Origin of the sequence: Megasphaera indica, from assembly GCF_046614755.1 — a bacterium.
GTDB classification, from domain to species: Bacteria; Bacillota; Negativicutes; order Veillonellales; family Megasphaeraceae; genus Megasphaera; species Megasphaera intestinihominis.
In genome coordinates this window covers 13,664-36,340 of the sequence record NZ_JBKKJR010000005.1, presented here as the reverse complement: position 1 = coordinate 36,340, position 22,677 = coordinate 13,664, and the positions used below count along the sequence as shown (strand labels likewise).

Sequence of the window (22,677 nt, the reverse complement as noted above, 5' to 3'; positions counted from 1 at the left end):
TAGAAGGGAGCGGTATTAGTGCTTGATGTGAATGAATTCGATTCCATGCGGATCGGTCTTGCTTCGCCGGAAAAGATCCTCGAATGGTCCCACGGGGAAGTCAAGAAACCAGAAACGATCAATTACCGTACATTGAAACCGGAACGGGATGGGTTGTTCTGCGAACGCATTTTTGGGCCGACAAAGGACTGGGAATGTCACTGCGGCAAATACAAACGTATCCGGTATAAAGGTGTCGTCTGCGACCGCTGCGGCGTCGAAGTCACGCGCGCCAAAGTCCGTCGTGAACGGATGGGCCATATTAAACTGGCTACACCGGTATCTCATATTTGGTATTTTAAAGGCATCCCCAGCCGGATGGGCCTGATCCTCGATATTTCTCCCCGTTCGCTGGAAAAAGTCTTGTACTTCGCCTCGTACATCGTCCTCGATCCGGGCGATACGCCGCTTACCAAGCAGCAGCTGATGACGGAAACGGAATATCGTCAGTATCTGGATATGTACGGCGATAAATTCCGCGTCGGTATGGGCGCTGCAGCTGTCAAGGAACTGCTGCAGGGCCTGGACCTGGACCAGCTGGACAAACAGCTCCGCGATGAACTCCGCGATTCGTCGGGCCAGCGCCGCGTCCGCGCTATCCGCCGGCTGGAAGTCGTCGAAGCCTTCCGCCACTCCGGCAACAAACCGGAATGGATGATCATGGATGTCATCCCGGTCATCCCGCCGGAACTGCGCCCGATGGTACAGCTCGACGGCGGCCGCTTCGCCACGTCCGACCTGAACGATCTCTATCGCCGGGTCATCAACCGTAACAACCGCCTGAGCCGCCTCTTGGAACTGGGCGCACCGGACATCATCGTCCGCAACGAAAAACGTATGCTCCAGGAAGCCGTCGATGCCCTCATCGATAACGGCCGCCGCGGCCGTCCGGTCACGGGCCCGGGCAACCGTCCCCTGAAATCCCTGTCGGATATGCTGAAAGGGAAACAGGGCCGTTTCCGCCAGAACTTGCTCGGTAAACGTGTCGACTACTCTGGCCGTTCGGTTATCGTCGTCGGTCCGGAAATGAAGATGCACCAGTGCGGCCTGCCGAAAGAAATGGCCCTGGAACTCTTCAAGCCTTTCGTCATGAAGAAACTCGTCGAAAAAGGCATTGCTACCAATATCAAGAACGCTAAGAAGAAAGTCGAACGCGTCAACAGTGAAGTCTGGGACGTCCTGGAAGACGTCATCAAGGAACATCCTGTCCTCTTGAACCGCGCCCCGACACTGCATCGTCTGGGTATCCAGGCTTTCGAACCGATCCTCTGGGAAGGCCGCGCCATCAAACTGCATCCGCTGGTCTGCACGGCATTCAACGCCGACTTCGACGGTGACCAGATGGCCTGCCATCTGCCTCTTTCCGTAGAAGCCCAGTCCGAAGCACGGACGCTCATGCTTTCGTCTCATAACATCCTGGCTCCGAAAGATGGCAAACCGGTCGCCGTCCCGACACAGGACATGGTCCTCGGTGCTTATTACCTGACCCTGGTCAAACCGGCTGCCAAGGGCGAAGGCAAGATTTTCTCCAACTACGATGAAGTCATGCTCGCTTACGATGCCAAAGTCATCGACATCGAAGCCCTGATCAAGGTCCGCATCCCTGGCCACGGCCTCATCGAAACGACGGCAGGCAAACTGCTCTACAACTATCAGATCTATGAACCACTGCGCCTCTTCCATACGGATAAAGTCATGGTCTTCACGGACCCGAAGGACACGGTCTTCGCCTATGAAAACGGCCTCATCGACTGGTCCCACTTCGTCAAGATCAAAGACGAAGAAGGCCATATCCGCGACTATGGTTTCTCGCAGCTGAAAGAAAAATTCGGTGTCGACCTCACGGCTACGCGCCCCTTGCCGAAGCGTAAGATCGACGAAGCCGCTGTGGCTGAATTCAAGAAAGATAAAGAATATGTCGACGTCAACTGCCTGGGCGTCCTCATGAGCAAGAAACAGATCGGCAAACTCGTCGATGCCTGCTTCCACCTCGTCGGCAATACCAAGACGGCAGAACTCCTGGACAAGATCAAGGCCATCGGCTACCATTACGCCCGCCAGGCCGGTATGTCCATCGCTATTTCTGATATTCAGATCCCGGCAGAAAAATGGGATATCCTCAATGAAGCCGACAAGAAGGTCCAGAATGCCTATGCCATGTACCAGCGCGGCTTGATTACCGAAAACGAACGCTATAACAAGAGCGTCGAAATCTGGACAAAGGCCACCAACGACGTTACGGATGTCATGATGGATAACATGGACCCGTTCAACTCGATCTTCATGATGGCTGACTCCGGCGCTCGAGGCAGCCGTGACCAGATTCGTCAGGTTGCCGGTATGCGTGGCTTGATGGCTGACCCGTCGGGCCGTATCATCGACTTGCCGATCAAAGCGAACTTTCGTGAAGGCCTGTCCGTACTGGACTACTTCACCTCGTCTCACGGCGCCCGTAAAGGCTTGGCCGATACGGCACTGCGTACAGCTGACTCGGGTTATCTGACCCGTCGTCTCGTCGACGTCTCTCAGGACGTCATTGTCCGTGAAGATGACTGCGACGTATTCGGCATCGACCTCGTCCGCGAACGGGCCCGTCTGGCCAGCTCGTGCCGCCAGGCTGTCAACCTCCTGCGTGACAAGCTCATCGGCCGCGTCCTGGCCCGTGATGTAGCGGATCCGGAAACGGGCGACATCGTCTTCCCGGCAGAACATCTCCTGACCAATGACGATATGGATACGGTCATCGAACACCAGATCCCGAAACTCTACCTCCGCGGCAGCCAGATGGATATCAACGATGACCTGAACCACACCAACGTCATCGAAACGGTTTCCCTCGGTGCTCCGGAAGAAGGTTTCCGCGCAGCTATCCGCAAATCCATGGCGGAAAATATGCTCGGCAAGACTGTCGAAAAAGCCGTCATTGATTCCAACGGCATTGAAATCTGCGCCAAAGGCACGCCGCTCACAGAAGATGCCATCGACCGCATCCTCAACAGCGACGTCGATGAAGTCAAGGTCCGCAACAACGACATCCGCGGCGTCGAAGTCACGGCTATCGTCGAAGACAGCGGCAACGGCGTCATCGAATCGCTGGAAGACCGCATCGAAGGCCGTACGGCTGCCGAAACCCTGGTCAACCCGGAAACGGGCGAAGTCATCGTTGCCCTCAACGAAGAAATCATGGCAGACCAGGCCAAAGAAATTGCAAAATACTATGATAAAGTCCGGATCCGCAGCGTCCTCACCTGCCGCAGCCGTTATGGCGTCTGCGCGAAGTGCTATGGCCGCGACCTCGGTACGGGCGGCAAGGTCAATGTCGGCGAATCGGTCGGCACCATCGCTGCTCAGTCCATCGGTGAACCGGGCACACAGCTGACCATGCGTACCTTCCATACGGGCGGTGTCGCAACGGCCGGCGATATCACCCAGGGTCTTCCTCGTGTCGAAGAATTGTTTGAAGCCCGTAAGCCGAAGGGCAATGCTATCGTCACGGAAATCAGCGGTACCGTATCGATTACCGAAAAAGAAGACCATCACGATATCAACATCGTCCATGTCACTTCCAAGGACGGTGAAGAACGGAGCTACACCATCCCGTTCGGTTCGCACCTCGTCGTACATGAAGGCGACTTCATCGAAAAGGGCAGCCGCATCACGGCCGGCTCCATCAACCCCCACGACATCCTGCACATCCTGGGTGTCGAAGCTACCCAGCGGTACCTCGTATACGAAGTACAGAAGGTATACAAATCCCAGGGTGTTGGTATCAACGATAAGCACATCGAAGTCATCGTACGCCAGATGCTGCGCAAGATGAAGATCGAAGACGCCGGCGATGCCGATGTATTGCCGGGCGATTATATCGACGTCAACATCTTTGAAGATATGAACAAGCGCATCGAAAGCAATGGCGGCAAGCCTGCTATCGGCAAACCGATGCTCCTCGGTATCACCAAGGCCGCACTGGCAACGGACTCCTTCCTGTCGGCTGCATCCTTCCAGGAAACGACCCGTGTCCTGACTGATGCTGCTATCAAAGGCAAGATCGACCCGCTCCTGGGCCTTAAAGAAAACGTCATCATCGGTAAACTCATCCCGGCTGGTACGGGCATGAGCCGCTACCGCAAGATCAAGGTCGTAAAGACCGTTCCGTCTATCAGCTATGAAGACGAAGAAGGCAACCCCGTAGACGCACCGGAAGGTGCCGATACGACACCGGAAGCCGGACATTAAGAGAGTAAAAAAGGCGCTGTCCCATGAAGACGGCGCCTTTTTTGTTGTTAGTGGTTTGTCGTTCGTAGGGGCTCGCACGTGGCGAGCCCGTTTTGTATATATGGGAAGGCTCGTGGCTCACGAATCACTAGGACGCGTGTAATAAAAGATGTACTGATTACGCAGTTTTTACCAAAAAACTCATTGACATATAATAAGCGTGATGATAAAATATCTAAGTGTCGCAATGAAAGTATTGCGTCTAAATTGCAAGACGTAAGGAGTGAGGTTTCGTGAGCTTGGAACTAGCTGCCAGTGTCCGCAAGACCGTGGGCGCGAAGCAAACCCTGAAAGCAATGAAACGAAACGAAGTCACACAACTGTACATCGCCAATGATTGCGATGAACAGGTCGTAGCGCCGCTTATTGCAGAAGCCGAAGGCGCTCACATCCCTGTCGACCGCGCGTATACCATGACGGAGCTGGGCATGGCCTGCCACATCAAGGTAAAAGCTGCAGCTGTCGGCTTGTTAAAATAATTTTCGGTAACATCATCTCATGAGCTCTGCTCGTTGATGATTACATTATAAATCTAATTGTTTGGAGAGGAGGTGCCCAAATGCCAACAATCAGCCAATTGGTTCGTAAAGGACGTCAGGTTGCCGTCACAAAATCGACAGCACCGGCTTTGAAAAACTGCCCGCAGAAACGCGGTGTTTGCACTCGTGTGTACACAGCTACCCCGAAAAAACCTAACTCTGCTCTGCGTAAAGTTGCCCGTGTTCGCTTGACGAACTCCATCGAAGTAACTGCTTATATTCCCGGCATTGGTCACAATTTACAGGAACACAGTGTTGTATTAATCAGAGGCGGTCGTGTCAAAGACCTTCCTGGTGTACGTTATCACATCGTCCGCGGTGCCTTGGATACAGCTGGCGTAGCAGATCGTCAGCAGTCCCGTTCTAAATACGGCGCTAAGAAAGGCAAATAAGATTTGCCATTTAAGATGAACAAGATGACTTACATAGCATAGAGGAGGAATTAGACATGCCAAGAAAAGGCCCCGTGCCGAAGCGTGATGTGCTGCCGGATCCGGTGTACCATTCCAAATTGGTAACGCGCTTCATCAACAAAGTTATGTTGGACGGCAAAAAAGGTGTCGCTGAAACCATCGTTTATGATGCTTTCGACATCATCCGTTCTAAAATGAATAAAGATCCTTTGGAAGTATTCGAACAGGCTCTCAACAACGTTATGCCTGTCCTGGAAGTCCGTGCCCGCCGCGTCGGTGGTGCTAACTACCAGGTTCCTGTCGAAGTACGTGCAGACCGTCGCCTGTCCCTCGGTATCCGCTGGACTGTCGGCTATGCCCGTAAACGCGGCGAACGCACGATGAAAGAAAAGCTCGCTGGCGAATTGATGGACGCCTTCAACAACACAGGCGCTGCCATCAAGAAAAAGGAAGATACTCATAAAATGGCTGAAGCTAACAAAGCTTTCGCACATTATCGTTGGTAATTTACGATATTTATTATTTTTTGAGGAGTGGAAAAAACCGTGCCAAGAGAATTTTCTTTGGAAAAAACGAGAAATATTGGCATCATGGCTCACATCGATGCTGGTAAAACCACGACAACAGAACGTATCCTGTTCTACACCGGCCGTGTCCACAAGATCGGCGAAGTTCATGACGGCGCTGCTACCATGGACTGGATGGCTCAGGAACAGGAACGTGGTATCACCATCACGTCGGCTGCTACGACGGCTCACTGGAAGGGATACCGCATCAACATCATCGATACTCCGGGGCACGTTGACTTCACGGTTGAAGTTGAACGCTCGCTGCGCGTACTCGACGGCTCTGTTGCTGTTTTCTCCGCAAAGGGCGGCGTAGAACCGCAGTCGGAAACGGTATGGCGTCAGGCTGAACATTACCATGTTCCCCGTATCGCATTCGTCAACAAGATGGATACGACCGGTGCTGACTTCCTGAACGTTGTCGACATGATGAAAGATCGTCTCCAGGCGAATGCCGTTGCTATTCAGCTCCCGATTGGCGCTGAAACAACCTTCCGCGGCATCATCGACCTCATTACCATGAAAGCAGAAGTCTATGACGATGCACTCGGTAAAGAAATCGAAGTTGTCGACATCCCGGAAGACGAATTAGAAGAAGCTAAGAAATATCATGACATCATGGTTGAAGCTGTTTGCGATACCGATGAAGACCTCATGATGAAATACCTCGAAGGTGAAGAAATCACCATCGACGAATTGAAAGCAGCTATCCGTAAAGGCGTCTGCACGAACAAATTGTTCCCGGTCCTCTGCGGTTCTGCTTACAAGAACAAAGGGATCCAGATGCTCCTCGACGCTGTCGTCGACTACATGCCGAGCCCGTTGGATATTCCTCCGGTCAAAGGCACCAACCCCGACACTGAAGAAGAAGAAACCCGTGAAGCTGATGACAATGCACCGCTTTCCGCATTGGCATTCAAGATCATGGCTGACCCCTTCGTCGGCAAACTGGCATTCTTCCGCGTTTACTCCGGTACGTTACAGGCCGGTACCTATGTCTACAACTCGACAAAAGGTAAAAAAGAACGTGTTGGCCGTATCCTCCGGATGCACGCTAACCACCGTGAAGAAGTCCAGGAAGCCTACACGGGCGATATCGGCGGTATCGTCGGCCTGAAAGATACGACTACAGGCGATACGCTGTGCGATGAAAAACACCCGATCATCCTCGAAAAGATGGAATTCCCGGATCCGGTTATTTCCGTAGCCGTTGAACCGAAGACGAAAGCTGACCAGGAAAAAATGGGCATTGCCTTGGCTCGTCTGGCTGAAGAAGACCCGACATTCAAAGTCAAGACCGATGCTGAAACCGGCCAGACCATCATCTCCGGTATGGGCGAACTCCATTTGGATATCATCGTCGACCGCATGTCCCGCGAATTCAAAGTAGACTGCAACGTCGGCAAACCGCAGGTTGCTTACCGCGAAACCATCCGCAAAGATGTCAAGTCTCGTGGTTTCTTCAAGCGTCAGTCCGGCGGCCGTGGTCAGTATGGTGACTGCTGGCTCGAACTCATTCCGCAGGAACAGGGCAAAGGCTACGAATTTGAAAACAAAGTCGTTGGCGGCGCTATTCCTAAGGAATACATCGGCTCCGTTGAAGCCGGTGTCAAAGAGGCAATGGAAACAGGCGTTTTGGCTGGTTTCCCGATGGTCGATATCAAAGTTGTCGTATACGACGGTTCTTACCATGAAGTCGACTCCTCGGAAATGGCCTTCAAGATCGCTGGCTCTATGGGCTTCAAAGAAGGTGCCCGCAAGGCAGACCCGGTTCTCCTCGAACCGTACACGAAAGTCGAAGTTGTCGTTCCTGAAGAATACATGGGCGACGTCATCGGCGACCTCAACTCCCGCCGTGGTCGTGTCGAAGGTATGGAAATGCGCTCCGGTGCAGAACATATCAACGCATTCGTACCGCTGGCAGAAATGTTTGGCTATGCAACGGATTTGCGTTCCCGTACGCAGGGCCGTGGCGTTTATACGATGACATTCGACCACTACGAAGAAGTTCCGAAGAACGTAGCCGAAAAAGTCATCAGCGAAAAAGGCTAATATAATTTAACTCACACTGGAGGAACAGCAAATGGCTAAAGAACATTACGAAAGAACCAAACCGCATGTTAACATTGGCACGATCGGTCACGTCGACCACGGCAAAACTACTTTGACAGCTGCCATCACCAAAGTTTTGGCTGAAAAAGGCTACGCTAAATTCGAAGACTATGCTGATATCGACAAGGCTCCGGAAGAACGTGAACGTGGTATTACAATCAACACGGCACACGTTGAATATGAAACAGACAAACGTCATTATGCACACGTTGACTGCCCGGGCCATGCTGACTATGTCAAGAACATGATCACCGGTGCTGCTCAGATGGACGGCGCTATCCTCGTCGTTTCCGCTGCTGACGGCCCGATGCCCCAGACTCGTGAACACATCCTCTTGGCCCGCCAGGTTGGTGTACCGGCTATCGTCGTATACCTCAACAAAGCTGACCAGGTTGACGATCCGGAACTCATCGAACTCGTTGAAATGGAAGTTCGTGATCTCCTCAGCTCCTACGATTTCCCCGGCGACGAAGTTCCTATCGTAGTTGGCTCTGCTCTCAAAGCCCTCGAAGGCGACGAAAGCGAAATCGGCAAACCGTCCATCCTCAAATTGATGGATGCTGTTGACGAATACATCCCGACTCCGCAGCGCCCGACGGACCAGCCGTTCCTCATGCCTGTCGAAGACGTCTTCACCATCACAGGCCGCGGCACTGTTGCTACAGGCCGTGTTGAACGTGGCGAACTCAAAGTTGGCGACGCAGTTGAAATCGTCGGCCTCGCTGACGAACCGAAAGATACGGTTGTTACGGGCGTTGAAATGTTCCGTAAGATCCTCGACCGCGCTGAAGCAGGCGACAACATCGGCGCTCTTCTCCGCGGCGTCGACCGTAAAGAAATCGAACGCGGCCAGGTCCTCGCTAAACCGGGTACCATTCATCCGCACACGAAATTCAAAGCTCAGGTTTACGTCTTGACGAAAGACGAAGGCGGCCGTCACACTCCGTTCTTCAACGGCTATCGTCCGCAGTTCTACTTCCGTACAACTGACGTAACTGGCGTCATCCAGCTCCCGGAAGGCACTGAAATGTGCATGCCTGGCGATAACGTCAAAATGGATGTTGAACTCATCACTCCGATCGCTATCGAAGCCGGCCTCCGCTTCGCTATCCGCGAAGGCGGCCGTACAGTAGGCGCTGGCGTCGTTTCCGAAATCGAAGGCTAAGAATTACATAAGGTCATTGGCAGTTGGCTGTTCGCAGTCCGCTGTTCGCAAAGAGGCTGTCGCATATGCGACAGCCTCTTTTTTGCATACAAAGCCTCCCCTGCGAAGGGGAGGGGAACCGCTTGCGGTGGAAGGGTTCTTTGCTTCATTCCATTGGTACGTCAGAGGGGAAGCGATTGTAGGGGCTCGCACGTGGCGAGCCCGCTTCTGGCATAATGAGGGAATCGCGGTTACGGTAGCGTGGGGCACCAAAGCCTCGCCTCATAGGAGAGGTGGCCCGAAGGGCCGGAGAGGTTAACCTCTCAGTCAGCTGCGCTGACAGCTCTCCTAGCAGGAGAGCCGGGCTGCTAACCACTAGCCACTAACTGCTAACAACTTAAAGGACTTGTCGTCATGCGACAAGTCCTTTAGCATGATGCAACGACATGGGACCCATGTTAAATTGGTTCGATTATTTCTCAAAAACATAGAAAACTCCTTGCATGATGCGCCTTTTTGTAGTAAACTAAGTAAGTACGCGACAACAGGGTAATACCCTCTGCGGCGCGCTAAACTATGATATAAGATGTTGCCCGCCTTGCGGGGAAACTCTTATGGAGCAGTCTATTCAAGGAAATAGACGTTAGGAGGAATTAAGTAATGGCAAAACAGGAAAGAATTCGTATTCGCCTCAAAGCTTACGATCACAAAACGCTTGATCAGAGCGCGGCGAAAATCGTCGACACGGCGAAACGTACCGGTGCTATGGTATCCGGACCGATTCCGCTTCCGACAGAAAAGAACATCTTCACGATTCTTCGTTCTCCCCATGTCAACAAAGACTCTCGTGAACAGTTCGAACTCCGTACGCACAAACGCTTGATCGACATTCTCGAAGCATCCAATAAGACCGTTGATGCCTTGACAAGACTCGATCTGCCGGCAGGCGTAGACATTGAAATCAAATTATAGGAGGAGGTGCGATTATGTCTAAAGCTATTTTGGGTAAAAAATTAGGTATGACTCAGGTCTTTACTGAAGAAGGCGCAGTCGTCCCTGTAACCGTCGTCGAAGCTTCCCCGAACGTAGTTGTACGTGTCAAGACCGTTGATACGGACGGATACAACTCCATTCAGCTCGGCTATGGTGAAATCAAAGAAAAACATCTGACAAAACCCGTTAAGGGTCAATTCGACAAAGCAGGCGTTGCTCCTGTTAAGTATCTTCGCGAATTCCGTTTGACAGATACGCCGGAATATACGGTAGGCCAAACTCTGGCAGCTGATATTTTCGCAAGCGGCGATCTCGTCGACGTAATTGGCACCAGCAAGGGCAAAGGTTTTGCAGGTACCATCAAACGTCACGGTTTCCACCGCGGACCGATGGGTCACGGCTCCAAATCTCATCGTGAACCCGGTTCTCTCGGACCTATGACCAGTGGTGGCGGCGGTAAAGTCGTCAAAGGTAAAAAACTTCCTGGACAAATGGGTGGCAATCAGGCAACTGTTCTTCATCTCTCCATCGTCAAAGTCGACATGGACAAGAACCTGATCCTGGTTAAAGGTGGTATCCCGGGCGCCAAAGGCAGCCTCGTCATGATTCGCGATACTGTAAAACCCCGCTAATAGTTGTCTACAGGAAGGAGGATAAAATATAATGCCAAAAGTAAGCACGTATAATATTACCGGTGCACAGACCGGTGAAATCGAATTGAACGATAGCGTATTTGGCGTTGAAGTGAACGAAGCCGTTATGCGTCAGGCCGTTCTCCGTCAGCTCGCCAACCAGCGCTTGGGCACACATTCCACCAAAACTCGCGGCGTCGTTCGCGGTGGTGGCAGAAAGCCTTGGAAACAAAAAGGAACCGGCCGGGCCCGTGTAGGCAGCAGCCGCAGCCCGTTGTGGGTTGGTGGCGGCACCATCTGGGGTCCCCATCCGCGCTCTTACGCACAGAAAATGCCGCGTAAAGCTCGTCGCCTCGCCGTTAAATCCGCTTTGAGCGATAAAGTCAATACTAACGAATTGTTCGTCCTCGACGAAATCAATCTCGCAGCTCCGAAGACGAAAGAAGTCGTCGCACTCATCAACAACTTCAAATTCGCTGGTGAAAAAGTCCTTTTCATCACCGACAACGATGAAGTCGTAGAACGCTGCGCACGCAACATCAAAGGCGTTAAAGCCATTTCCACTACGGGCGTCAACATCTTTGACCTGCTCCACTACACGAAATTGTTCGTTACGAAGAGCGCTGTAGCTAAGATTGAGGAGGTGCTCGCATAATGAACATGCATGATCTCTTGCTGAAACCGGTCATCACTGAAAAAACGACCATGATGATGTCTGATGGCAAATACACATTCAAAGTACCGCTCCGTGCTAATAAAGTTGAAATCCGTAAAGCTGTTGAAGCCGTCTTCGGCGTCAAAGTTAAAAGCGTAGCAACACTTCGCACGATGGGCAAATTCAAGCGCATGGGTAAATACATCGGCAAGCGCCCGGATTACAAGAAAGCCATCGTAACCCTTCAGGAAGGCGAAACCATCGAATTCTTCGAAGGAGCTTAAGGAATTAACGAATAAGGAGGAGGCACTACAATGGCCATTAAATCATTTAAACCGTACTCCGCTAGCCGCCGTTTCATGACTGTTTCGACATTCGAAGAAATCACGGCGTCTAAACCGGAAAAATCCTTATTGGCTAAAGTAACCAATAAGGGCGGTCGTAATAACAGCGGCCGTATGACTGTCCGCCATCAGGGCGGTGGTCACAAACGCCGTTATCGTTTGATCGACTTCAAACGTATTAAAGATAACATCCCGGCAAAAGTTGCGACGATCGAATACGATCCGAACCGCTCTGCCAACATCGCTCTTCTGTTCTACGCAGATGGCGAAAAGAAATATATCATCGCTCCGAACGGCCTTAAAGTTGGCGACGTCGTCTACAGCGGCCCGGAATCGGATATCAAAGTCGGCAACGCATTGCCGCTCCAGAATATCCCCCTCGGTACACTCGTACACAACGTTGAACTGAAAATCGGCAAAGGCGGCCAGATGGTCCGTTCTGCTGGTGAATCGGCTCAGCTCATGGCTAAAGAAGGCAACTATGCACTGCTCCGCCTTCCGTCTGGCGAACTTCGTCAGGTACACGTACGCTGCCGCGCTACGATCGGCGTAGTCAGCAATACGGATTATGAAAACATTACCATCGGTAAAGCCGGCCGTTCCCGTTGGAAGGGCATCCGTCCGGGCAACCGCGGTGTTGTCATGAACCCGTGCGATCATCCGCATGGCGGCGGCGAAGGTAAAGCTCCTGTTGGTCGTAAACGTCCGGTTACTCCTTGGGGTAAACCTGCTTATGGCGTTAAGACTCGCGACGCTAAGAAAGCTTCCAATAAATTCATTGTGAAGAGACGTAAATAAGTGTTGAGGAAAGGAGATAACTAAGTGTCCAGATCCATTAAAAAGGGCCCATTCGTAGCACACCATCTCTTGAAGAAAATCGACGCTATGAACGAAGCCAACGAAAAGAAAGTAATCAAAACCTGGTCCCGTGCCTCGATGATCCTGCCGAGCTTCGTCGGCCACACCATCGCTGTTCACGACGGCCGTAAACATGTACCTGTCTATATCACGGAAGATATGGTAGGTCATAAATTAGGCGAATTCGCACCGACTCGTACGTTCAAGGGTCATGCTAAAGCCGAAAAAGTAACTAAATAAGGGGGTAACATAAATGGCAGTAAAAGCTGTTACGAAACACATTCGCATTGCTCCCCGTAAAATTCGGATTGTTGCTGACTTGGTTCGGGGCAAAAACGTCGGCGAAGCTTTCGCTATCTTGAAATTCACTCCGAAAGTGGGTTCCCGTGTAGTTGAAAAAACTTTGCGCAGTGCCGTTGCTAATGCGGAACATAACAATGATATGGACGTTGCAAAATTGTTCATTTCTGAAATCTTTGTTGACCAGGATTCCACGATGAAACGTATTCATCCGCGCAGCCGTGGACAGGCCTTCAAAATTCTCAAACATTCCAGTCATTTGACGGTTGTTGTTGACGAAAAAGCATAAGGAGGGAAATGGAGTGGGTCAGAAAGTTAATGCCCATGGATTCCGCGTCGGCGTTTCCAAACCTTGGGACGCAAAATGGTATGCAGAAAAAGATTACGCTGCACTTTTGAATGAAGACGTCAAGATCCGTGAATTCTTAAAGAAACAGTTATACATCGCAGGTGTTTCTCGTATTGAAATCGAACGCTCTGCAAAACGTATCAAATTGATTATCCATACCGCAAAACCGGGCATGGTCATCGGCCGTGGCGGCGCAGGTATCGAAGATATTAAAAAAGCGTTGAAAGCCTTCACCACTAAGACTGTCGACGTAAACATCGCAGAAATCAAACAGGCCGAAATGGATGCAACACTGGTTGCTGAAAACGTTGCCGGCCAGCTCGAACGCCGTATCGGCTTCCGCCGCGCTATGAAACAGTGCGTTGGCCGTACCATGCGTATGGGCGCTAAAGGTATCAAAATCATGTGCTCCGGCCGTCTTGGCGGTGCTGAAATCGCTCGCAGCGAAAGCCTTCGCGACGGTTCCATCCCCTTGCACACGCTCCGCGCTAACATCGACTATGGCTTCGCTGAAGCTCATACGACATATGGCTGCATCGGCGTAAAATGCTGGATTTACAAAGGTGAAATCCTCCCGGAAGCTAAGAAAGCTCCGAAGAAACGCGAAGGGAGTGAAGCATAATGTTAATTCCAAAACGTGTTAAATATCGTAAACAGTTCCGTGGCCGCATGAAAGGCCAGGCACATCGTGGTAATAAAGTTGCTCATGGCGATTTCGGTCTCGTCGCTCTCGAACCGTCGTGGATCACGAACCGCCAGATCGAAGCAGCCCGTATCGCTATGACCCGTTATATCAAACGTGGTGGTAAAGTCTGGATCAAAATCTTCCCGGACAAACCGATCACGGCAAAACCGGCTGGTACTCGTATGGGTTCCGGTAAAGGCGCTCCTGAATACTGGGTTGCCGTTGCAAAACCGGGCCGCGTACTCTTTGAAATGGGCGGTGTAAGCGAAGAAATTGCTCGTGAAGCAATGCGTCTTGCCGGCCATAAGCTGCCGATTAAAACGAAGTTTGTTGTTAAAGGTCAGGAATTAGGTGGTGAATAAAATGAAGGTTAAAGAAATCCGTGCGCTGAGCGCTGCCGAAATGGATGAAAAAGTGGTTAGCCTGAAAGAAGAATTGTTTAACCTCCGTTTTCAACATGCGACCGGCCAATTAGAAAATCCAATGCGTATCCGCGAAGTCAAAAAGACGATCGCTCGCATCAAAACGGTACAGCGTGAAGCAGAACTGAAAGCGCAGGCGTAAGAAACGTCCATAATTGGAATCTAAAAGGAGGTCACAAGCACAGATGGAAAGAAATGAACGGAAGATCCGCGTAGGTAAAGTTGTCAGCGATAAAATGGACAAAACCGTTGTCGTTGCTGTAGAATATAAAACACAGCACAAGCTGTACAAAAAGCCGATTATCTCGACTGTAAAATTCAAAGCCCACGATGAAAACAACGAATGCCATGTTGGCGACGTAGTCCGCATCGAAGAAACTCGTCCGCTGTCCAAACAGAAACACTGGAGAGTAGTGACAATCGTAGAAAAAGCTAAATAAGCTTCATTAATTAGGAGGTTAAGCCATGATTCAGCAAGAAACTGTGTTGAATGTTGCCGATAACACTGGCGCCAAGAAAATCTTGTGCATCCAGGTCATGGGTGGCTCGTATCGTAAATATGGCAACATTGGTGATATCATTACCGCATCTGTTAAAGATGCATCACCCGGTGGCGTTGTCAAGAAAGGCGACGTAGTCAAAGCTGTTATCGTTCGTTCTAAAAAAGGTTTGCGCCGTGCAGACGGTTCCTATATCCGTTTCGACGAAAACGCAGCTGTCGTAATCAATAATGATAAAAGCCCGAAAGGTACTCGTATTTTTGGGCCCGTTGCCAGAGAATTGCGTGAAAAAGATTTCATGAAGATCATCTCCCTGGCTCCGGAAGTATTATAAGGAGGAGGTGTTCTCAATGGGTAAAATACACGTTAAAACAGGCGATACGGTCATCGTCATCGCTGGTAAAGAAAAAGGCAAAAAAGGCAAGGTCATCGCAACGTATCCGAAAAAAGACCGTGTTGTAGTTGAAGGCCTTAACCTGGTTAAGCGCCACACGAAACCGAGTCAGAACAATCCTCAAGGCGGCATTATCACCAAGGAAGCAGCAATCCATGTTTCCAACGTAATGCTCGTAGATCCTGAAAGCGGCAAACCGACTCGTGTCAAAATGGTCCAGCAGGCCGATGGCACCAAAGTCCGTACAGCCGTAAAGAGCGGTAAAGCTATCTAATAAGAAGGGAGGCCCTTGAGAGTGTCCAGATTAAAAGACAAATACCTTTCCGAAGTCGTAAAAGGCTTGCAGGAAAAATACAATTATAAAAACGTAATGCAGATTCCGAAGGTTACCAAAGTTGTTATCAACATGGCCGTTGGCGAAGCTGTTACCAACTCCAAAGCCTTGGACGCTGCTGTCAATGATATGACCATCATTTCCGGTCAGAAACCGATCATCACGAAAGCCAAGAAATCCATCGCAGCTTTCAAAATCCGTGAAGGCATGAACCTCGGCTGCAAAGTTACCCTGCGCGGCGAACGGATGTATGAATTCCTCGATAAACTGATGAACTTGACACTGCCCCGCGTCCGTGACTTCCACGGCGTCAGTGCCACCGGTTTCGACGGCCGCGGCAACTATACCCTCGGCCTGAAAGAACAGCTTATCTTCCCGGAAATCGAATACGATAAGGTTGATAAAGCTCGCGGCATGGACATCACCATCGTTACCACAGCTACGACCGACGAAGAAGGCCGTGACATGCTGAAAATGATGGGCATGCCTTTTGAAAAGTAATAGAGGAGGATAACATACATGGCAAAGAAATCGATGCTCGAACGTGAAAAGAAACGTGAAAAAATGGTTGCCAAATACGCTAAGCTCCGCGCTGAACTCAAAGCAAAAGGCGACTATGAAGCACTTTCTCAGCTGCCGGCTAACGCATCTCCGGTTCGTCTGCACAACCGTTGCAAAGTAACCGGCCGTCCTCACGGTTATATGCGTAAATTCGGCATCTGCCGCATCACATTCCGTGAACTGGCTTACAAAGGTCAGATCCCTGGCGTTAAAAAAGCCAGCTGGTAACACGTATTCCATGGAGGGAGGTTTTTAGATTATGGCAATGACCGATCCGATTGCGGATATGCTCACAAGAATCCGTAATGCTAACTCGGCATATCACGAAAAAGTAGAAATCCCTGCTTCGAAGATGAAAGCTGCAGTGCTCGACATCCTCAAAGAAGAAGGTTTCGTCAAAAACTACGAATCCGTAAACGAAGGCAAAACGCTGAAGGTTACGTTGAAATATGGTTCTAATAAAGAAAAAGTAATTACCGGCATCAAGAGAATTTCCAAACCGGGCCTGCGCGTATACGCTGGCAAGGAAGAACTCCCGCGCGTTCTCGGTGGTTTGGGGATCGCTGTAATTTCTACGTCCCAGGGCGTTATGAGCGACAAAAAAGCTCGTAAACTCGGCTTGGGTGGCGAAGTTATCGCTTACGTCTGGTAAATCGTTTTGGAGGTGTCAATATGTCCCGAGTAGGTAGAATGCCTATTGATATCCCGGCAGGCGTAAATGTAAACCTCGATGGCCACGTAATTACCGTTAAAGGCCCGAAAGGCGAACTCACACGTACGCTCCACCAGGATATGAAAATCACAGTGGCTGATAACGTCATCACTGTAGAACGTCCGTCTGACGATAAAAATCATCGTGCATTACACGGCCTCACCCGTGCCCTTATTGCCAACATGGTAAAAGGCGTTTCGGAAGGCTTCAAGAAAGAATTGGAAATCGTCGGTGTTGGTTACAGAGCACAGATGAAAGGTAAGAAACTTGCCTTGACTCTTGGCTTCTCCCATCCCCTCGAACTCGACGCTCCGGCCGGCATCACCATCGAATGCCCGAGCGCTACGCAGATCACCATTTCCGGTGCTGATAACGAAGTCGTCGGCGAATTCGCTGCTAAAGTCCGCGGCTACCGCCTGCCTGAACCGTACAAGGGCAAAGGTATCCGCTATGTAGGCGAACATGTCCGTCGTAAAGCTGGTAAAGCTGGTACGAAGAAATAAGTAACATTTAATTAGAAAGGAGTGAATTCCTTGAAGAAGAGTAAAAACACAATCCGTTTGAAACGGCATTGGCGTTTACGCAAGAACATCAACGGCACGGCAGAACGTCCGCGTCTCAACGTTTTCCGTAGCCTTAACAATATCTACGCTCAGGTCATCGACGACCAGAACGGCGTAACTTTGGTTTCCGCAAGCTCTTTGGACAAAGAAATCAAAGGTCAGAACGTCAGCGGCGGCAACGCCGAAGGCGCAAAATTAGTCGGTGCTTTAGTTGCAAAACGGGCTATCGAAAAAGGTATCACGACGGTTGTCTTCGACCGTGGCGGTTACATTTATCACGGCCGTGTTGCAGCTCTCGCAGAAGCAGCTCGTGAAGCTGGCTTGAAATTCTAATCAAGGAGGAAATAACACATGGCAAAAGTTGACCATGCAGGTCTCGAATTACAGGAAAATGTAGTATTCATCAACCGCGTTGCTAAGGTAGTTAAAGGCGGCCGCCGTTTTTCCTTCAGTGCCCTCGTTGTTGTCGGTGACGGCAATGGCAATGTCGGCGCAGGTTTAGGTAAAGCTGGCGAAGTTCCTGAAGCAATCCGCAAAGGCGTTGAAGACGCTAAGAAACATATGATTTCCGTTCCTCTCAAGAACGGTTCCATTCCCCACACGATCACGGGTATCTTCGGTGCAGGCAAAGTATTCCTGAAACCGGCTGCTGAAGGTACTGGCGTCATCGCTGGCGGCCCGGTCCGTGCCGTATTGGAACTGGCAGGCGTCCGCAACATCCTCACCAAATCGATCGGTTCTTCCAACCCGAACAACATGGTTCAGGCAACCCTCGAAGGCTTGGGCCGCTTGAAGGATGTCAACAAAGTTGCTGAACTCCGTGGCAAAACTGTAGAAGAAATTTACGGTTAATAAGGAGGATATAACAAGATGGCTCAGGTTAAAGTTACACTCGTAAAGAGTTTGGCAGGCCGTCCTGGCGACCAGCGCGCAACCATCGTTGCCCTCGGTCTCCACAAGACGAACTCCAGCGTAGTAAAAGAAGTCACCCCGCAGATTAAAGGGATGCTTCATAAAGTAGAACACTTAGTAAAAGTAGAAGAAATTTAATATAGAAGGAGGTGCGCTGAATTGAAACTTCATGAAATGAGTATTGTTCCTGGTTCCAAGAAAAAACGCAACCGCGTCGGCCGCGGCATCGGCTCCGGCAATGGCAAGACGGCTGGCAAAGGTATGAAAGGTCAGCTCTCCCGTAGCGGTGGCGGCAAGCGCCCGGGCTTCGAAGGCGGCCAGATGCCGTTGTATCGTTTGCTCCCGAAACGCGGCTTCAAAAACATTTGGGCTAAAGAATATGCAGAAGTTAACGTTTCTGTACTCAACCGCTTTGAAGACGGCACGACTGTCGATCCCGTCGCTCTCGTAGAAGCTGGCATCCTCAAGAATGTCCGCGACGGCGTCCGTATCCTCGGCAACGGTGAACTCGAAAAGAAACTCACTGTCGTAGCCAACGGCTTCACGAAATCCGCTAAAGCTAAAATCGAAGCTGCAGGCGGTAAGGTTGTAGTACCGGGAGAAGAACCGGTAGCAGAACAGTAGGGGTGAGTTGCGGTGTTAGAAAACATCCAAAACGTACTGAACGTCCCGGAATTCCGGAAACGGGCAGTCTTCACTCTCATCATGTTCATCGTTTTCAGACTCGGCGTCCATATCCCCGTACCGGGTGTGGATTCGTCGGTCATTGAGAATCTCTTCAGCAGCGGCAACTTGTTCGGACTCCTGGACTTGTTCGCCGGCGGGGCACTGAGCAAGTTCTCCGTTCTGGCCATGAGCATCACGCCGTACATCAACGCGTCGATCATCATGCAGCTGCTGACAGCCGTCGTTCCGACTTTTGAACAATGGGCAAAGGACAATCAGGAAGGCCGCGATAAGATCCAGAAGGTCACGCGGTACGGCACGGTTGTCCTGGCACTGATCCAGGCTTTCGCCATGAGCTATGCGCTGAAAGTCAACAATGCCCTCATCGTCGACAGCTGGGCCATGGTCGTCATGGTCTCCCTGGTCCTCACGGCAGGCACATGTTTCCTCATGTGGCTCGGTGATCAGATTACAGCTGGCGGCATCGGCAACGGCATTTCTCTCATCATCTTCGCCGGTATCGTAGCGCGCTTCCCGCAAGGCTGTATGACGATTTACAAGTACATCCAGGCTGGTTCGATCAACATCTTCCAGGCCTTGCTTTTTGCTGTCATCGCCTTGTTCATGATCGTCGTGGTCATTGAAGTCACGCAGGGTCAGCGCCGCGTCACGGTACAGTATGCGAAACGTATCGTCGGCCGTAAGATGTATGGCGGTCACTCGACACATATTCCGCTGAAAGTCAATCAGGCTGGCGTCATCCCCATCATCTTCGCTTCGTCTGTACTGATGTTCCCGATTACCATCGCACAGTTCGTACAGAATGAAACAGTCCAGTGGATTGCAAGCTTCTTTGCATGGGGGACGGTGACCAACACGGTCATGTACGCTCTCCTGATCATGTTCTTCACCTATTTCTACACGGCTATTTCGCTGAACATCCCGCAGCTCACGGAAAATATGCAGAAGTATGGCGGCTTCATCCCTGGCATCCGCCCGGGCCAGCCGACAGCCATGTATATCGATCGCATCATGACGAGAATTACCCTCGCCGGTGCCTTCTTCCTGGCCTTCATCGCCATCCTGCCGAACTTCATCGGCTGGGTTACGGGGATCGAAGGGGTTTACTTCGGCGGTACGGCCATCCTCATCGTCGTCGGTGTTGCCATCGACACGATGAAACAGGCAGAATCCTTAGTTTTGAATAGACAATATCAAGGATTTATGAAATAATAAGGGGGTAGTTTGAGTGTATATTCTTTTAATGGGCCCTCCGGGTGCTGGTAAAGGTACCCAGGCTGAACGATTGATTGAAAAATATGGTATTCCCCAGATTTCGACAGGCGACATGTTCCGGGCAGCTGTAAAAGAACAGACCCCGCTCGGCCTCGAAGCCAAGAAGTACATGGACAACGGCCAGCTCGTACCGGACGCTGTTACCGTAGGCATCGTCAAAGAACGCCTCGCCAAAGATGACTGCAAAAAAGGCTTCATCCTCGACGGCTTCCCGCGCACGACCAGCCAGGCTGTATCCCTTGATGCCATCCTCCGCGATTTGGGCATCAAACTCGATGGCGTCATCAACATCGCCGTCCCCGATGAAGAACTCATCAAACGGACGACGGGCCGTCAGATCTGCCGCTCCTGCGGTGCGACATACCATGTCACATTCAAACCGTCCAAGGTGAAGAACGTCTGCGATAAATGCGGCGGCGAATTGTATCAGCGCGATGACGATAAAGTAGAAACCGTCAAGAAACGCTTGAGCGTCTACGCTGCACAGACGAAACCGCTCATCGACTACTATAAGAATTCCAATCTCTACATCGAAATCGATGGCAAACAGAGCATGGAAGATGTCTACAAAGACATTGTTGCTAGTCTTGAAAAGAGTAAATAAGCATGATTATTTTAAAATCCAAACGGGAAATTGAGTATATTCGCGAAGCTGGCCGCATTACGGCCAACGCCCTTCAGCTCATGAAGAAATTGGCAAAACCTGGCATCACGACAGGCGAACTCGACCAGCGCTGTGAAGAATACATCCGCAGCTGCGGCGCTTTTCCGAGCTGCAAAGGCTATTACGGGTTCCCGGCAACCATTTGCGCCAGCGTAAATGAAGAAGTTGTCCACGGCATCCCGGGCCACCGCAAGCTCAAAGATGGTGATATAATCAGCATTGATTTAGTAGTGAACAAGAATGGCTACCATGGCGATTCGACGGTAACGATTCCCGTCGGCCACGTTCATCCGGCGACCCTCAAGCTCTTGAAGGTCACCGAAGAAAGCCTCTATAAAGGCATCGAACAGGCCGTTGCCGGGAATCACCTCGGCGACATCGGCCACGCAGTCCAGTCGTATGCCGAATCCTTTGGATACGGCGTCGTCCGCGACTACGTCGGCCACGGCATCGGTACGGACATGCACGAAGATCCGGAAGTGCCGAACTACGGCATGGCCGGTCACGGCGAACTGCTGGAACCGGGCATGGTCCTGGCCATTGAACCGATGATCAATATGGGCACGGAAAAAGTCCGCCAGTTGAAGAACGGCTGGACCGTCGTCACGCGTGACGGCAAACCGGCAGCCCACTTCGAACATACAGTAGCCATCACGGAAAACGGTCCTGAAATCCTTACCCTTCCGGAAGAATAAGATGGAACGGACACAGATGATACCTGTCTGCACGGTCGTAGAAAGCCTGGCAGGCAGGGATAAAGGCCACTTGTATGTTGTTGTCGGCAGTCTGGCTTATCCCTACGTATGGATTGCTGACGGTAGAAAGTACAACCTGGATAAGCCGAAAAAAAAGAATTGCCGGCATCTCCGGATATTGGGAACGAGCGTATCCACTGGAAGCGCTGGTCCCGCGAGAATCAGCAATGAATGGATACGGTCCGTCTTGAACCGGGCTGTGAAGAATTGACCAGGGAGGTTACTATGTCGAAGGTAGATGTCATTGAAGTAGAAGGCGTCGTCGTTGAAGCTTTGCCAAACGCCATGTTTAAAGTCAAGCTTGAAAACGATCACATCGTACTGGCTCATGTCTCCGGTAAAATGCGGATGAACTTCATTCGTATCCTTCCGGGCGACCGGGTCACACTCGAATTGACACCGTATGATCTGAATCGCGGTCGTATCACGTACCGCTTTAAGTAAGAGTATTACGCAGGAGGTTAATGATGAAAGTAAAACCGTCAGTAAAAAGAATTTGCGAAAAATGCAAAATTATCAAACGTAAAGGCCGCGTCATGGTCATTTGCGAAAATCCGAAACATAAACAGAAACAGGGTTAATAAGCAGGAGGTGAATGAATAGATGGCACGTATAGCCGGTGTGGATTTACCACGTGATAAACGAGTTGAAATTGGTTTGACTTACATTTTAGGTATCGGTCTTTCTTCTTCCCAGAAGATCCTGGCTAAGACTGGCGTAAACCCGGATACCCGCGTTCGCGACCTGACAGAAGACGAAGTACAGAAAATTCGTGAAGTCATCGGTTCTGAATATAAAGTTGAAGGTGACCTTCGCCGTGAAACAGCACTCAACATCAAACGCCTGATCGAAGTTAATTCGTATCGCGGCAAACGTCATCGTGCAGGTCTTCCGGTCCGCGGTCAGCGCACCAAGACGAACGCACGTACCCGTAAAGGTCCGAGAAAAGCTGTAGCAGGTAAGAAGAAATAAGATTCTTTAAGTAAGGAGGGAA

33 protein-coding genes are annotated in these 22,677 nt (G+C 50.9%); all 33 read left to right on the top strand.

Translation table 11 applies throughout. From position 1 onward, the window contains the following. The first annotated feature begins 18 nt into the window (after window positions 1–18). The 33 genes from rpoC (at window position 19) to rpsM (ending at window position 22,655) form a co-directional block, all read left to right on the top strand. Entirely contained in the window at window positions 19–4,275 is a 4,257-nt protein-coding gene (gene rpoC / locus ACFCTO_RS04250) for a DNA-directed RNA polymerase subunit beta' (protein ID WP_292261061.1), read from the top strand. A gap of 272 nt (window positions 4,276–4,547) precedes the next feature. Further along, complete coding sequence (locus ACFCTO_RS04245) at window positions 4,548–4,793, top strand: L7Ae/L30e/S12e/Gadd45 family ribosomal protein (RefSeq protein WP_020310059.1); 246 nt, start codon at window positions 4,548–4,550, stop codon at window positions 4,791–4,793. Between the two features lie 80 nt (window positions 4,794–4,873). Continuing rightward, the gene (rpsL, locus tag ACFCTO_RS04240) at window positions 4,874–5,245 is read left to right on the top strand and encodes a 30S ribosomal protein S12 (RefSeq protein ID WP_014015730.1); all 372 of its coding nucleotides are present in this window, start codon (window positions 4,874–4,876) and stop codon (window positions 5,243–5,245) included. 56 nt (window positions 5,246–5,301) lie between these two features. Next, window positions 5,302–5,772: a 30S ribosomal protein S7 gene (gene rpsG, locus ACFCTO_RS04235; protein WP_014015731.1), complete on the top strand. Its 471-nt coding sequence runs from the start codon at window positions 5,302–5,304 to the stop codon at window positions 5,770–5,772. Window positions 5,773–5,811: 39 nt separating this feature from the next. Beyond that, the gene (gene fusA / locus ACFCTO_RS04230) at window positions 5,812–7,884 is read left to right on the top strand and encodes an elongation factor G (protein WP_292261058.1); all 2,073 of its coding nucleotides are present in this window, start codon (window positions 5,812–5,814) and stop codon (window positions 7,882–7,884) included. 31 nt (window positions 7,885–7,915) lie between these two features. Next, window positions 7,916–9,109: an elongation factor Tu gene (tuf, locus tag ACFCTO_RS04225; RefSeq protein ID WP_014015733.1), complete on the top strand. Its 1,194-nt coding sequence runs from the start codon at window positions 7,916–7,918 to the stop codon at window positions 9,107–9,109. Window positions 9,110–9,748: 639 nt separating this feature from the next. After that, window positions 9,749–10,060, top strand: a complete 312-nt coding sequence (gene rpsJ, locus ACFCTO_RS04220) for a 30S ribosomal protein S10 (protein ID WP_014015734.1) — start codon at window positions 9,749–9,751, stop codon at window positions 10,058–10,060. Between the two features lie 14 nt (window positions 10,061–10,074). After that, window positions 10,075–10,713 (top strand): 50S ribosomal protein L3, encoded by a 639-nt coding sequence (gene rplC / locus ACFCTO_RS04215; RefSeq protein ID WP_014015735.1) that lies wholly within the window; start codon window positions 10,075–10,077, stop codon window positions 10,711–10,713. 31 nt (window positions 10,714–10,744) lie between these two features. Then, window positions 10,745–11,368: a 50S ribosomal protein L4 gene (rplD, locus tag ACFCTO_RS04210; RefSeq protein WP_226885140.1), complete on the top strand. Its 624-nt coding sequence runs from the start codon at window positions 10,745–10,747 to the stop codon at window positions 11,366–11,368. After that, window positions 11,368–11,652: a 50S ribosomal protein L23 gene (rplW, locus tag ACFCTO_RS04205; protein ID WP_014015737.1), complete on the top strand. Its 285-nt coding sequence runs from the start codon at window positions 11,368–11,370 to the stop codon at window positions 11,650–11,652. The genes rplD and rplW overlap by 1 nt, the downstream gene beginning before the upstream one ends. Before the next feature lie 30 nt (window positions 11,653–11,682). Beyond that, entirely contained in the window at window positions 11,683–12,510 is an 828-nt protein-coding gene (gene rplB / locus ACFCTO_RS04200; RefSeq protein WP_020310054.1) for a 50S ribosomal protein L2, read from the top strand. A 24-nt stretch (window positions 12,511–12,534) separates the two neighbouring features. Then, window positions 12,535–12,810 (top strand): 30S ribosomal protein S19, encoded by a 276-nt coding sequence (gene rpsS / locus ACFCTO_RS04195; protein ID WP_014015739.1) that lies wholly within the window; start codon window positions 12,535–12,537, stop codon window positions 12,808–12,810. Between the two features lie 13 nt (window positions 12,811–12,823). Further along, complete coding sequence (gene rplV / locus ACFCTO_RS04190) at window positions 12,824–13,159, top strand: 50S ribosomal protein L22 (protein WP_014015740.1); 336 nt, start codon at window positions 12,824–12,826, stop codon at window positions 13,157–13,159. A 13-nt stretch (window positions 13,160–13,172) separates the two neighbouring features. Next, complete coding sequence (rpsC, locus tag ACFCTO_RS04185; protein ID WP_020310053.1) at window positions 13,173–13,841, top strand: 30S ribosomal protein S3; 669 nt, start codon at window positions 13,173–13,175, stop codon at window positions 13,839–13,841. After that, window positions 13,841–14,266, top strand: a complete 426-nt coding sequence (gene rplP / locus ACFCTO_RS04180; RefSeq protein ID WP_020310052.1) for a 50S ribosomal protein L16 — start codon at window positions 13,841–13,843, stop codon at window positions 14,264–14,266. Before rpsC ends, rplP begins: the two co-directional genes overlap by 1 nt. A gap of 1 nt (window position 14,267) precedes the next feature. Further along, window positions 14,268–14,468: a 50S ribosomal protein L29 gene (rpmC, locus tag ACFCTO_RS04175; protein ID WP_014015743.1), complete on the top strand. Its 201-nt coding sequence runs from the start codon at window positions 14,268–14,270 to the stop codon at window positions 14,466–14,468. A 43-nt stretch (window positions 14,469–14,511) separates the two neighbouring features. Beyond that, complete coding sequence (gene rpsQ / locus ACFCTO_RS04170; protein ID WP_014015744.1) at window positions 14,512–14,766, top strand: 30S ribosomal protein S17; 255 nt, start codon at window positions 14,512–14,514, stop codon at window positions 14,764–14,766. A 25-nt stretch (window positions 14,767–14,791) separates the two neighbouring features. Next, window positions 14,792–15,160: a 50S ribosomal protein L14 gene (gene rplN, locus ACFCTO_RS04165; RefSeq protein ID WP_014015745.1), complete on the top strand. Its 369-nt coding sequence runs from the start codon at window positions 14,792–14,794 to the stop codon at window positions 15,158–15,160. Window positions 15,161–15,176: 16 nt separating this feature from the next. After that, window positions 15,177–15,494 carry a 50S ribosomal protein L24 gene (gene rplX / locus ACFCTO_RS04160; RefSeq protein WP_499876442.1) on the top strand — a complete coding sequence of 106 codons (318 nt, stop codon included), beginning with the start codon at window positions 15,177–15,179 and terminating at the stop codon, window positions 15,492–15,494. Window positions 15,495–15,515: 21 nt separating this feature from the next. Then, a complete protein-coding gene (gene rplE / locus ACFCTO_RS04155; RefSeq protein WP_014015747.1) occupies window positions 15,516–16,055 on the top strand; it encodes a 50S ribosomal protein L5 in 540 nt (179 codons plus the stop codon). 18 nt (window positions 16,056–16,073) lie between these two features. Then, entirely contained in the window at window positions 16,074–16,343 is a 270-nt protein-coding gene (rpsN, locus tag ACFCTO_RS04150; RefSeq protein ID WP_014015748.1) for a 30S ribosomal protein S14, read from the top strand. Window positions 16,344–16,374: 31 nt separating this feature from the next. Then, on the top strand, window positions 16,375–16,767 hold the full coding sequence (rpsH, locus tag ACFCTO_RS04145) for a 30S ribosomal protein S8 (RefSeq protein WP_014015749.1): 393 nt from the start codon (window positions 16,375–16,377) through the stop codon (window positions 16,765–16,767). Between the two features lie 20 nt (window positions 16,768–16,787). Further along, window positions 16,788–17,330 (top strand): 50S ribosomal protein L6, encoded by a 543-nt coding sequence (rplF, locus tag ACFCTO_RS04140; RefSeq protein ID WP_292298421.1) that lies wholly within the window; start codon window positions 16,788–16,790, stop codon window positions 17,328–17,330. Window positions 17,331–17,360: 30 nt separating this feature from the next. Next, window positions 17,361–17,723, top strand: a complete 363-nt coding sequence (gene rplR, locus ACFCTO_RS04135; RefSeq protein ID WP_014015751.1) for a 50S ribosomal protein L18 — start codon at window positions 17,361–17,363, stop codon at window positions 17,721–17,723. An 18-nt stretch (window positions 17,724–17,741) separates the two neighbouring features. Beyond that, window positions 17,742–18,242: a 30S ribosomal protein S5 gene (rpsE, locus tag ACFCTO_RS04130; protein WP_020311738.1), complete on the top strand. Its 501-nt coding sequence runs from the start codon at window positions 17,742–17,744 to the stop codon at window positions 18,240–18,242. Window positions 18,243–18,260: 18 nt separating this feature from the next. Then, the gene (rpmD, locus tag ACFCTO_RS04125; RefSeq protein ID WP_014015753.1) at window positions 18,261–18,440 is read left to right on the top strand and encodes a 50S ribosomal protein L30; all 180 of its coding nucleotides are present in this window, start codon (window positions 18,261–18,263) and stop codon (window positions 18,438–18,440) included. A gap of 21 nt (window positions 18,441–18,461) precedes the next feature. Then, complete coding sequence (rplO, locus tag ACFCTO_RS04120) at window positions 18,462–18,926, top strand: 50S ribosomal protein L15 (protein WP_014015754.1); 465 nt, start codon at window positions 18,462–18,464, stop codon at window positions 18,924–18,926. Window positions 18,927–18,938: 12 nt separating this feature from the next. Beyond that, a complete protein-coding gene (gene secY, locus ACFCTO_RS04115; RefSeq protein ID WP_481324960.1) occupies window positions 18,939–20,201 on the top strand; it encodes a preprotein translocase subunit SecY in 1,263 nt (420 codons plus the stop codon). 16 nt (window positions 20,202–20,217) lie between these two features. Continuing rightward, window positions 20,218–20,868, top strand: coding sequence for an adenylate kinase (locus ACFCTO_RS04110; RefSeq protein WP_014015756.1), 651 nt, complete (start codon window positions 20,218–20,220; stop codon window positions 20,866–20,868). Between the two features lie 2 nt (window positions 20,869–20,870). Further along, a complete protein-coding gene (map, locus tag ACFCTO_RS04105) occupies window positions 20,871–21,623 on the top strand; it encodes a type I methionyl aminopeptidase (RefSeq protein WP_020311735.1) in 753 nt (250 codons plus the stop codon). Between the two features lie 285 nt (window positions 21,624–21,908). Next, the gene (infA, locus tag ACFCTO_RS04100; protein WP_014015759.1) at window positions 21,909–22,127 is read left to right on the top strand and encodes a translation initiation factor IF-1; all 219 of its coding nucleotides are present in this window, start codon (window positions 21,909–21,911) and stop codon (window positions 22,125–22,127) included. 23 nt (window positions 22,128–22,150) lie between these two features. After that, on the top strand, window positions 22,151–22,264 hold the full coding sequence (gene rpmJ / locus ACFCTO_RS04095; RefSeq protein ID WP_020311734.1) for a 50S ribosomal protein L36: 114 nt from the start codon (window positions 22,151–22,153) through the stop codon (window positions 22,262–22,264). Between the two features lie 22 nt (window positions 22,265–22,286). After that, window positions 22,287–22,655, top strand: coding sequence for a 30S ribosomal protein S13 (gene rpsM / locus ACFCTO_RS04090; protein ID WP_014015760.1), 369 nt, complete (start codon window positions 22,287–22,289; stop codon window positions 22,653–22,655). Window positions 22,656–22,677 lie beyond the last annotated feature (22 nt).

Excerpts from the sequence above, each read along its gene's own strand:
- rpsL (WP_014015730.1), top strand. The coding sequence starts at position 4,874 with ATGCCAACAATCAGCCAATTGGTTCGTAAAGGACGTCAGGTTGCCGTC.
- rpsG (WP_014015731.1), top strand. The coding sequence starts at position 5,302 with ATGCCAAGAAAAGGCCCCGTGCCGAAGCGTGATGTGCTGCCGGATCCG.
- tuf (WP_014015733.1), top strand. The coding sequence starts at position 7,916 with ATGGCTAAAGAACATTACGAAAGAACCAAACCGCATGTTAACATTGGC.
- rpsJ (WP_014015734.1), top strand. The coding sequence starts at position 9,749 with ATGGCAAAACAGGAAAGAATTCGTATTCGCCTCAAAGCTTACGATCAC.
- rplC (WP_014015735.1), top strand. The coding sequence starts at position 10,075 with ATGTCTAAAGCTATTTTGGGTAAAAAATTAGGTATGACTCAGGTCTTT.
- rplD (WP_226885140.1), top strand. The coding sequence starts at position 10,745 with ATGCCAAAAGTAAGCACGTATAATATTACCGGTGCACAGACCGGTGAA.
- rplW (WP_014015737.1), top strand. The coding sequence starts at position 11,368 with ATGAACATGCATGATCTCTTGCTGAAACCGGTCATCACTGAAAAAACG.
- rplB (WP_020310054.1), top strand. The coding sequence starts at position 11,683 with ATGGCCATTAAATCATTTAAACCGTACTCCGCTAGCCGCCGTTTCATG.
- rplV (WP_014015740.1), top strand. The coding sequence starts at position 12,824 with ATGGCAGTAAAAGCTGTTACGAAACACATTCGCATTGCTCCCCGTAAA.
- rplP (WP_020310052.1), top strand. The coding sequence starts at position 13,841 with ATGTTAATTCCAAAACGTGTTAAATATCGTAAACAGTTCCGTGGCCGC.
- rpmC (WP_014015743.1), top strand. The coding sequence starts at position 14,268 with ATGAAGGTTAAAGAAATCCGTGCGCTGAGCGCTGCCGAAATGGATGAA.
- rpsQ (WP_014015744.1), top strand. The coding sequence starts at position 14,512 with ATGGAAAGAAATGAACGGAAGATCCGCGTAGGTAAAGTTGTCAGCGAT.
- rplN (WP_014015745.1), top strand. The coding sequence starts at position 14,792 with ATGATTCAGCAAGAAACTGTGTTGAATGTTGCCGATAACACTGGCGCC.
- rplX (WP_499876442.1), top strand. The coding sequence starts at position 15,177 with ATGGGTAAAATACACGTTAAAACAGGCGATACGGTCATCGTCATCGCT.
- rpsN (WP_014015748.1), top strand. The coding sequence starts at position 16,074 with ATGGCAAAGAAATCGATGCTCGAACGTGAAAAGAAACGTGAAAAAATG.
- rpsH (WP_014015749.1), top strand. The coding sequence starts at position 16,375 with ATGGCAATGACCGATCCGATTGCGGATATGCTCACAAGAATCCGTAAT.
- rplF (WP_292298421.1), top strand. The coding sequence starts at position 16,788 with ATGTCCCGAGTAGGTAGAATGCCTATTGATATCCCGGCAGGCGTAAAT.
- rpsE (WP_020311738.1), top strand. The coding sequence starts at position 17,742 with ATGGCAAAAGTTGACCATGCAGGTCTCGAATTACAGGAAAATGTAGTA.
- rpmD (WP_014015753.1), top strand. The coding sequence starts at position 18,261 with ATGGCTCAGGTTAAAGTTACACTCGTAAAGAGTTTGGCAGGCCGTCCT.
- map (WP_020311735.1), top strand. The coding sequence starts at position 20,871 with ATGATTATTTTAAAATCCAAACGGGAAATTGAGTATATTCGCGAAGCT.
- infA (WP_014015759.1), top strand. The coding sequence starts at position 21,909 with ATGTCGAAGGTAGATGTCATTGAAGTAGAAGGCGTCGTCGTTGAAGCT.
- rpmJ (WP_020311734.1), top strand. The coding sequence starts at position 22,151 with ATGAAAGTAAAACCGTCAGTAAAAAGAATTTGCGAAAAATGCAAAATT.
- rpsM (WP_014015760.1), top strand. The coding sequence starts at position 22,287 with ATGGCACGTATAGCCGGTGTGGATTTACCACGTGATAAACGAGTTGAA.